Source organism: Streptococcus pseudopneumoniae (assembly GCF_038148935.1).
GTDB lineage: Bacteria > Bacillota > Bacilli > Lactobacillales > Streptococcaceae > Streptococcus > Streptococcus pseudopneumoniae_U.
The window spans coordinates 1-7,441 of record NZ_JBBJZX010000093.1 but is presented as its reverse complement, the minus strand read 5'-3'; the positions used below and the strand labels follow the sequence as shown (position 1 = coordinate 7,441).

Here is a 7,441-nt window from a genome sequence, read left to right as displayed (position 1 = left end):
TAAATCTCTGTTTATCATCAAACTCGTACTAAATATAGACTGTGATAAACTAAGTACTACTTTCTTGTTTTCTACATAGAATTATCAACAAGCTGAACCCTTCCTCTGTGTCAGAAATTATAGCTTCTCTAGTCTCTTCTTACTTCACTGCTCCGTTGCTCATTCCTGCGATGATATGGCGTTGGAAGAAGAGATAGACAATGGTGATACTGATAATGCCGACAACGTATGAGGCAAAGCTTGGTCCGTAGTCGTTGAAATATTGGCCTGCGTAGTTGTATTGGAACAAAGGCAGAGTCCACATTTTTGAATCCCGGTTCAAGACAAGGAGTGGCAACATGAAGTCATTCCAGAACCAAAGGGCATTGATGATCATGGTTGTCGCATGCATCGGTTTCATCATTGGGAAGATGATGCGGAAATAGGTTGTAAATTTATTAGCCCCATCGATCTCTGCTGCTTCATCCAGACTTTCTGGGATCGAGATTTTGATATAGCCAACATAGAGAAAGAGGGTCTGTGGAATCGCATAGGTCAAGTAGAGCAAGATCAAACCAAAGGTATTAGCCAAACCGAGTTTACTCATCATAACCGTAATCGGAATCATGATGACTTGGAAAGGTACGAAGATTCCGAGGATTAAGAGGATATACATGATGGTAAAGGCTTTTCTTTTACTCATATTGCGAGCGATGGAGTAGGCTGCCATCGGAATAAAGATCATTACTGCAAGTAAAGACAAGACAGTGATGACGACAGAGTTCCAATAATAGCCTCCGATCCCATCAGCTAAGAGACGGCTAAAGTTGTCCCATGTGAAGTTGGTTGGAAAGCCAAAGAAATTGTCTACAATATCCTTAGTGGGTTTGAAGGAACTAAAGAGGGTAGCAAGGAGCGGCACTAAAATCAGAACCGATCCTAGAATCAATAGAATGTATTTGCCAATCAGGTCTTTTCTTTCATCTTGTTTCATCATGCTTCTCCTCTTAAATTTCAAATTTCTTAGATACTCTCAATTGGATGATCGAAATCACTACAATTAAGAAGAACAAGATTACGGCAATGGCATTGGCATAACCGAATTGGTTGTTTTTAAAGGCATAGTTATAAACCAAAAGCCCAAGTGAAGTTGTGGCATTGTTTGGACCACCACCGGTCATGGCAAAGACTTGGTCAAAAGCAGTCAGCCCACCTTTTAGGGATAGGATAAAGACCATAGAGACACTTGGTAGCAAGTAAGGCAATTCAATGTTCCAGAAAACTTGCTTGCTAGTCGCGCCATCAATCCTTGCTGCCTCTGTAATCTCAGTTGGAATAGATTGCAAACCAGCTAGGAAGATGATGATGGGCATAGCCACCCCTTGCCAAAGAAGGACAAAGACAGCCGCAAAGATCGCTCCCCACTTAGTCCCTAAAAGACTGGTTTGGAAAAATTCAATATGAAGGGCATGCCCAATCGCTGGAAGACCGTAGTTGAAGACTTGCTTGAAGATCAAAGCCACTGTCAAACCAGACAAAACAGCTGGGAAGAAGAACCAAGCACGGAAGAAGGTTTGGGCTTTGATTTTAGAGTTCAAGACACGCGCAATGAAGATCCCGAGTGCAATCTCACCAACCACCATGGCAATCGTAATGATTGCGGTAAAGCCAATCGCATTCATGAATTTTGGATCCATGAAGAGGAGCTTAAAGTTGTTTAAGCCGACAAATTTGTAGTTATAAGTCAATCCTGTCCAGTTAGTAAAACTGTAAAAGGCTCCTTGAAACATCGGCACATAGAAGAAAATTGCTTGTAACAAGAGAGGGATGACCACAAAAGCCCATGCCCAATATTTTTGTAATACTTTTTTCATAGTCTCTCTACTCCTAATCCACATCCGCTTTCATCGGGTTAAAGAAGGCATTCAAATCATTGACCATGCCTTGTTTATCACCGGTCAAGACATAGTTCATGGTCAAGGTATGGAAGTCTGATTCACTGGTCCAGTATTGTTGCAACCAGACCAAGTGACGATCCGTAAAGGCATATTCGGTCATACCAGCAAGCGGTGAATCTTCTCCTGCTTGTTTGACCCCTTCGATCGCTGTTGGAGATCCGTCCACATCGTAGTATTTTTGCATAACCTCTGGACGGGTCATATATTCCACAAAGGCATTGGCTTCTTTTGGATGTTTGGTGGCGGCTGAGATAGACCATGCCAAGTCTCCCGCACCAACGGTTAAGCTTTGTCCTTTTTCTTTTCCTGGAATCATGAAGGTCCCAATCTTAAAGTTCGGTTTTTGTTCATTAATCGCTGTGATCGCCCAAGACCCATTTGGTGTCATGAGGACATCCCCACGTGCGAAGGCTCCGATAACATCGGTATAGCCAGCACCTTCCCAGTTCTTTTGCTTAGAGCCATTGATGCGAAGGATGTCCATGACCTTGATGTCATCTTTCATAATCGAATCCGACAATTTAATGGCATTTGGTTGAGAATAACGAAGGTATTGATTGGCTTCTTTTCCTCCACCTGTTGCTGTCGCAAAGGCTAATTGATTGTAACCATTGAGTGTCCAAGCATCTGCACCTGCAATTCCAAATGGTGTTTGTCCTTTAGTAACGATGTCTTTGACTAACTGTTCAAATTCATCCCAGGTTTCAGGAACCTTCAAGCCCAGCTCTTCGAATTTATCTTTGTTGTAGTAAATTCCATAAGCATTAGCTGTAAAAGGAACGTTGTAAACTTTTTCGTTTACAGCATATTTTTCAGCGTAGCCATTTTTCACGCGTTTCAGGTAGTCTTTGTTGCTCAAATCTTCAAAGACACCTGCTTTTGCCCATTCTTGCAGTTCGATGGACTGTGGGTAAATATTGACCACATCAGGCACATCTCCTGCTAGAACACGTGTCTTCAATACTTCACCAGCATTTGGTACATTGACGACTTTGACCTTGATCTTAGGGTTTTCCTTCTCAAAATCACGAGCGATTTCTTCCAAGGTTTTGGTCATTTCTTTTTTCTGGTTGAAATACTCGATGGTCACTGTGCCATCCGCAGATTTACCATAGTTGGAGCAAGCGCCGAGCCCAAACAAAGCTAAACCTGTAGTTGCAAGAAGTCCGATTTTTTTATACCATTTCATTGGAAAGCCTCCTTTATAAATTTATACACTTTTATTATAGTCTTTTAAAAATATACTGTTTACTCAAAAAATCTCCTTGAGATAAGATAACAGTTAAACCTGCATACATGAGTTCTGCACCTGAGTAAACTACTCCATTTTCCTGCAATTCATACAGTCCCTCTTCAACCAAATCTTTTAACTTTAAAGTTGTTTCCATGGTCTCTACAACTGATAAAACGCGAACGTAGGTTACAATCGTTTGATTTTTGTAATTAAATTGTAGAGCTGCTTCATTGGATTCAGTATCAGGGTTAATGAGTCTATACTGTTGTCCTAACTGAACTACTGGTCGTAATTCTTTATACAAGTTCACCTGATTAGCAATCTCAGCTTTCTCTTCATCGGATAAACTTGTCAAATCAAGCTCATAGCCCAAATTTCCCATCATTGCTACATGGCCACGTGTTTCTAATGGTGTCGTTCGTCTCATCTGATGATTCGGTACTGCTGAAACATGAGCCCCCATAGAAATGGTTGGATAGAGATAGGATGAACCGTATTGAATTGGTAAACGTGCAATAGCATCAGTATTATCACTAGCCCAGACTTGTGGGAAATAACGCATCATACCAAGATCATTTCGTCCACCGCCACCAGAGCAGGACTCAAAGAGAATATGGCTGTGCTTCTCTGTCAGATAAGAAACGAGTTCGTAAAGCCCCAGCATGTACTGATGAGATTGCATCTGTGTCTCTAGATAGTTCGATCCATTCCCCAGGTTAGTCATATTACGATTCATATCCCATTTAATGTAATCAATCGCATGATAAGATAGGAGTTGATCTAAGACATTTTTCAAGTATTCTACTACCTGAGGATTGGCAAGATTAAGTACTAATTGATTTCTAGAATAGGTATGCTCATATCCTGAAATCTGAATAGCCCAGTCAGGATGTTTACGATACAAATCGCTATCTACAGAAATCATTTCAGGTTCTAACCAAAGCCCAAACTGCAAACCTCTTTCGTGGATAGCTGAAATCAGACTTTCAAGACTTCCACCCAGTTTTTCCTCATTAACAACCCAATCACCTAAAGCCCGATTATCATCAAAGCGATTACCAAACCACCCATCATCTAATACAAAAAGTTCAATACCAACTTTCTTAGCTTCATCAGCTAGCTCTAACAGTTTTTCTCTCTGAAAGTCAAAGTAAGTAGCTTCCCAGTTATTGATTAGAATTGGGCGTTCTTTTGTAGAAAATTTACTTGGCATAATGTGCTTCAGTACAAAATTCTGACTTTCATGACTAATACCAGTTAATCCCTTATCTGAATAGGTCATTAAAGCTACCGGTGTTTCGAAGTATTCCTCAGGGTCTAACTTCCAAGAAAAGTTTTCCGGATTAATCCCAATAGCCAGCCGAACTTCATTCAATTGATTCTTTTGAACAAAAGCTTCAAAGTTTCCACTATACATTAGTTGAATAGCAAACACATTCCCAGCATCCTCTGTGACTCCTTGATCACATAGTAGAAGAGCTGGTGTTTGAGCATGACCAGAAGCTCCACGGTTCGAACTAATCGAAAAGATTCCTTGTTCTACCTGTTGACGTCTGACAGTCTTTTCACGAGCATAAGCTCCCTGAAAAGTTACGATTTCGTAATCTGCAGCTGGAACATCAGCCATAAAAGAAAAGTCCTTATGGATGATAACTTCCTGATTACTCTTATTCTCCAATTTACTGTAGCTAGCAATTGTCGCATCATTATCAAAAGCAGTATAATATAAAGTCAGACTAAGTTGAGCCTTAGAATCTTCTAAAATCAAGGCAAGAGTCTCTGTACCATCCATGCTATGTGGGGAAGGTAAACCCTGTGGACCATTTTGACCTTTTAAAATCTTTGCTTCTATAAAACGAAAATCTGTTACCTCAGTTGCATCCTGCTGAACCTGTATAGTTGGTTTCCTAAAATCTCCTAAGCCATGTTGCCCAAAAATCTGTCGCTGAGTATCTAAACTAAAGGTTCGATTATGAGCCGTTGGATTTCCTGAAAAGGCATGGTCTCGTTCATAAACACTATTGGAACCTTTATAGTTCTTAATAGTCTTTCCTAAATGTTTCAAAAGTAAGTACCCATTTCGATTTTCAATAATCAAACTTAAATTTTTACTCTCAACATAAAATAGATTATTCTCTATCCTAACTCCCATTTACTTCACCTCATCACTTTAATGATTCTATTTTATCATCTGAAATCGCTTTCCGAAATAGAAAAATGTCTCAAGAATATGGTAAAATGTTAGGTAGGAGGTAGCACATGTTAGTTTTTTCAGAATACCAGACTGGAACAATCGACCTTTCCCTAAGCTTTTATGGATATGAGGAATGCACACCTAATTACTCTTTTGGTCCAGCCATTCGTGATACATACGTTCTACATTACATTAGTAAAGGACAAGGAAAATTTCATTACAATGGTAAAATTGTTGATTTAAAAGAAGGAGATTTCTTTCTATTAAAACCAGATGAATTAACCTTTTATCAAGCAGATAGTAAAGAGCCTTGGGCCTACTACTGGTTAGGAATCACTGGAGGGAAAGCTCCTGATTATTTTGCTCTTTCTCAAATTTCTAATCAATCCTATCTCATCCAATCTGAAACTTGTCATACCCAGACTACTGCAAGACTCATCTCAGACATTGTCCGCTTCGCTCAGATTACCAAATCAAATGAATTAGCTCAACTCCATATCATGGGACAACTCCATGAACTGATGTTTCATCTGGGAACTATTGCTCCCAATCAGAAAAAAAAGAATATTTCATCAACCCACCAACTCTATCTTGAATGCAAACGATTAATTGATAGCCACTATCCTCAATCACTTACAATTCAAGATTTAGCAAAAGAACTATCCGTTCACAGAAGCTACTTATCAAGTGTATTCAAAGAATTTAACACCTTATCACCCAAAGAATACCTACTTTACGTTCGAATGCACCGAGCTAAACAACTTCTCGAAAATACCCAAGAGTCTATCAAGGTAATTGCATATTCGGTAGGTTTTTCAGATCCACTACATTTTTCTAAAGCTTATAAACAATACTTTAATCAGACTCCAAGTCAAACAAGAAAAGAATATTCTCAACACCAACTAGTGAGAAAGGAAACACTATGAAATCCTACCAAGCCGTCTACCAAATTCTAGCTAAAGAAACCGATTATATCAGCGGAGAAAAAATTGCAGAAGAACTATCACTGACCCGAACATCAATTTGGAAAGCCATCAAGCGGCTAGAACAAGAAGGCATTGAAATTGATAGTATCAAAAACAAAGGCTATAAATTGATGAATGGAGACCTTATTCTTCCAGAACTTCTAGAAGAAAATCTTCCAATTAAAGTCAGCTTTAAACCCGAAACAAAATCAACACAACTAGATGCAAAAGAAGCAATTGATTTAGGCCATGAAGCAAATACCCTCTATCTAGCTTCCTATCAAACAGCAGGCCGAGGCCGTTTTCAACGTTCCTTCTACTCACCACAAGGTGGCATTTATATGACACTCCATCTCAAACCAAATCTCCCCTATGACAAATTACCATCCTACACACTACTTGTAGCTGGAGCTATCTACAAAGCCATTAAGAACCTAACTTTAATAGATATCGACATAAAATGGGTCAATGATATCTATCTAAACAATCATAAAATTGGAGGAATTCTCACTGAAGCAATGACATCTGTAGAAACAGGCTTAGTCACAGATATCATTATTGGAGTAGGAATCAACTTTACTATTAAAGACTTCCCACAAGAATTAAAAGAAAAAGCTTCTAGCTTATTTAAAACTACAGCTCTAATAACAAGAAATGAATTAATTATCGAAATATGGCGTGCTTTCTTCGAAACACCAGCAGAAGAGCTATTATACCTATATAAAAAACAGTCATTCGTTCTTGGAAAAGAAGTCACTTTCACACTAGAGCAAAAAGACTACAAGGGACTTGCTAAAGACATCTCTGAAAGTGGAAAACTTTTGGTGCAATGTGATAACGGAAAAGAAATCTGGCTCAATAGCGGAGAAATTTCACTCAAGAGTTGGAAGTGAAATAACACAATTATAATATAAACGATATAAAAATAACTTCAGATTAGTAATTCAATTAAGTTTTACAGATCTGAAGTTTTATTGTCTCTAAAAATAAAAAAGAGAGTTATAAACTCTCATTAAAACGGAGAATAAGGGATTCGAACCCTTGCGCCAGTTACCCGACCTAACGATTTAGCAAACCGTCCTCTTCAGCCTCTTGAGTAATTCTCCAATTA

At 38.9% G+C, this 7,441-nt stretch carries 6 protein-coding genes and 1 tRNA gene; 2 read left to right on the top strand and 5 right to left on the bottom strand.

The window, feature by feature from the left end; translation table 11 throughout:
• Positions 1–139: 139 nt before the first annotated feature.
• The 4 genes from WKI42_RS08780 to WKI42_RS08765 are packed head-to-tail and all read right to left on the bottom strand — an operon-like array spanning position 140 to position 5,323.
• A complete protein-coding gene (locus tag WKI42_RS08780) occupies positions 140–973 on the bottom strand; it encodes a carbohydrate ABC transporter permease (RefSeq protein WP_368081715.1) in 834 nt (277 codons plus the stop codon).
• A 13-nt stretch (positions 974–986) separates the two neighbouring features.
• Positions 987–1,853: a carbohydrate ABC transporter permease gene (locus WKI42_RS08775; protein ID WP_173218721.1), complete on the bottom strand. Its 867-nt coding sequence runs from the start codon at positions 1,851–1,853 to the stop codon at positions 987–989.
• 13 nt (positions 1,854–1,866) lie between these two features.
• Positions 1,867–3,126 (bottom strand): extracellular solute-binding protein, encoded by a 1,260-nt coding sequence (locus tag WKI42_RS08770; protein WP_173233277.1) that lies wholly within the window; start codon positions 3,124–3,126, stop codon positions 1,867–1,869.
• A 34-nt stretch (positions 3,127–3,160) separates the two neighbouring features.
• Positions 3,161–5,323 (bottom strand): alpha-galactosidase, encoded by a 2,163-nt coding sequence (locus WKI42_RS08765; RefSeq protein WP_368081714.1) that lies wholly within the window; start codon positions 5,321–5,323, stop codon positions 3,161–3,163.
• 107 nt (positions 5,324–5,430) lie between these two features.
• Between WKI42_RS08765 and WKI42_RS08760 the strand changes: the two genes are divergently transcribed.
• Entirely contained in the window at positions 5,431–6,291 is an 861-nt protein-coding gene (locus tag WKI42_RS08760; protein ID WP_112445783.1) for an AraC family transcriptional regulator, read from the top strand.
• Positions 6,288–7,223, top strand: a complete 936-nt coding sequence (gene birA, locus WKI42_RS08755; protein WP_164227023.1) for a bifunctional biotin--[acetyl-CoA-carboxylase] ligase/biotin operon repressor BirA — start codon at positions 6,288–6,290, stop codon at positions 7,221–7,223. Before WKI42_RS08760 ends, birA begins: the two co-directional genes overlap by 4 nt.
• A gap of 125 nt (positions 7,224–7,348) precedes the next feature.
• Here the strand turns inward: birA and WKI42_RS08750 are convergent.
• A tRNA-Ser gene (locus WKI42_RS08750) sits at positions 7,349–7,436 on the bottom strand.
• Positions 7,437–7,441: the final 5 nt, after the last annotated feature.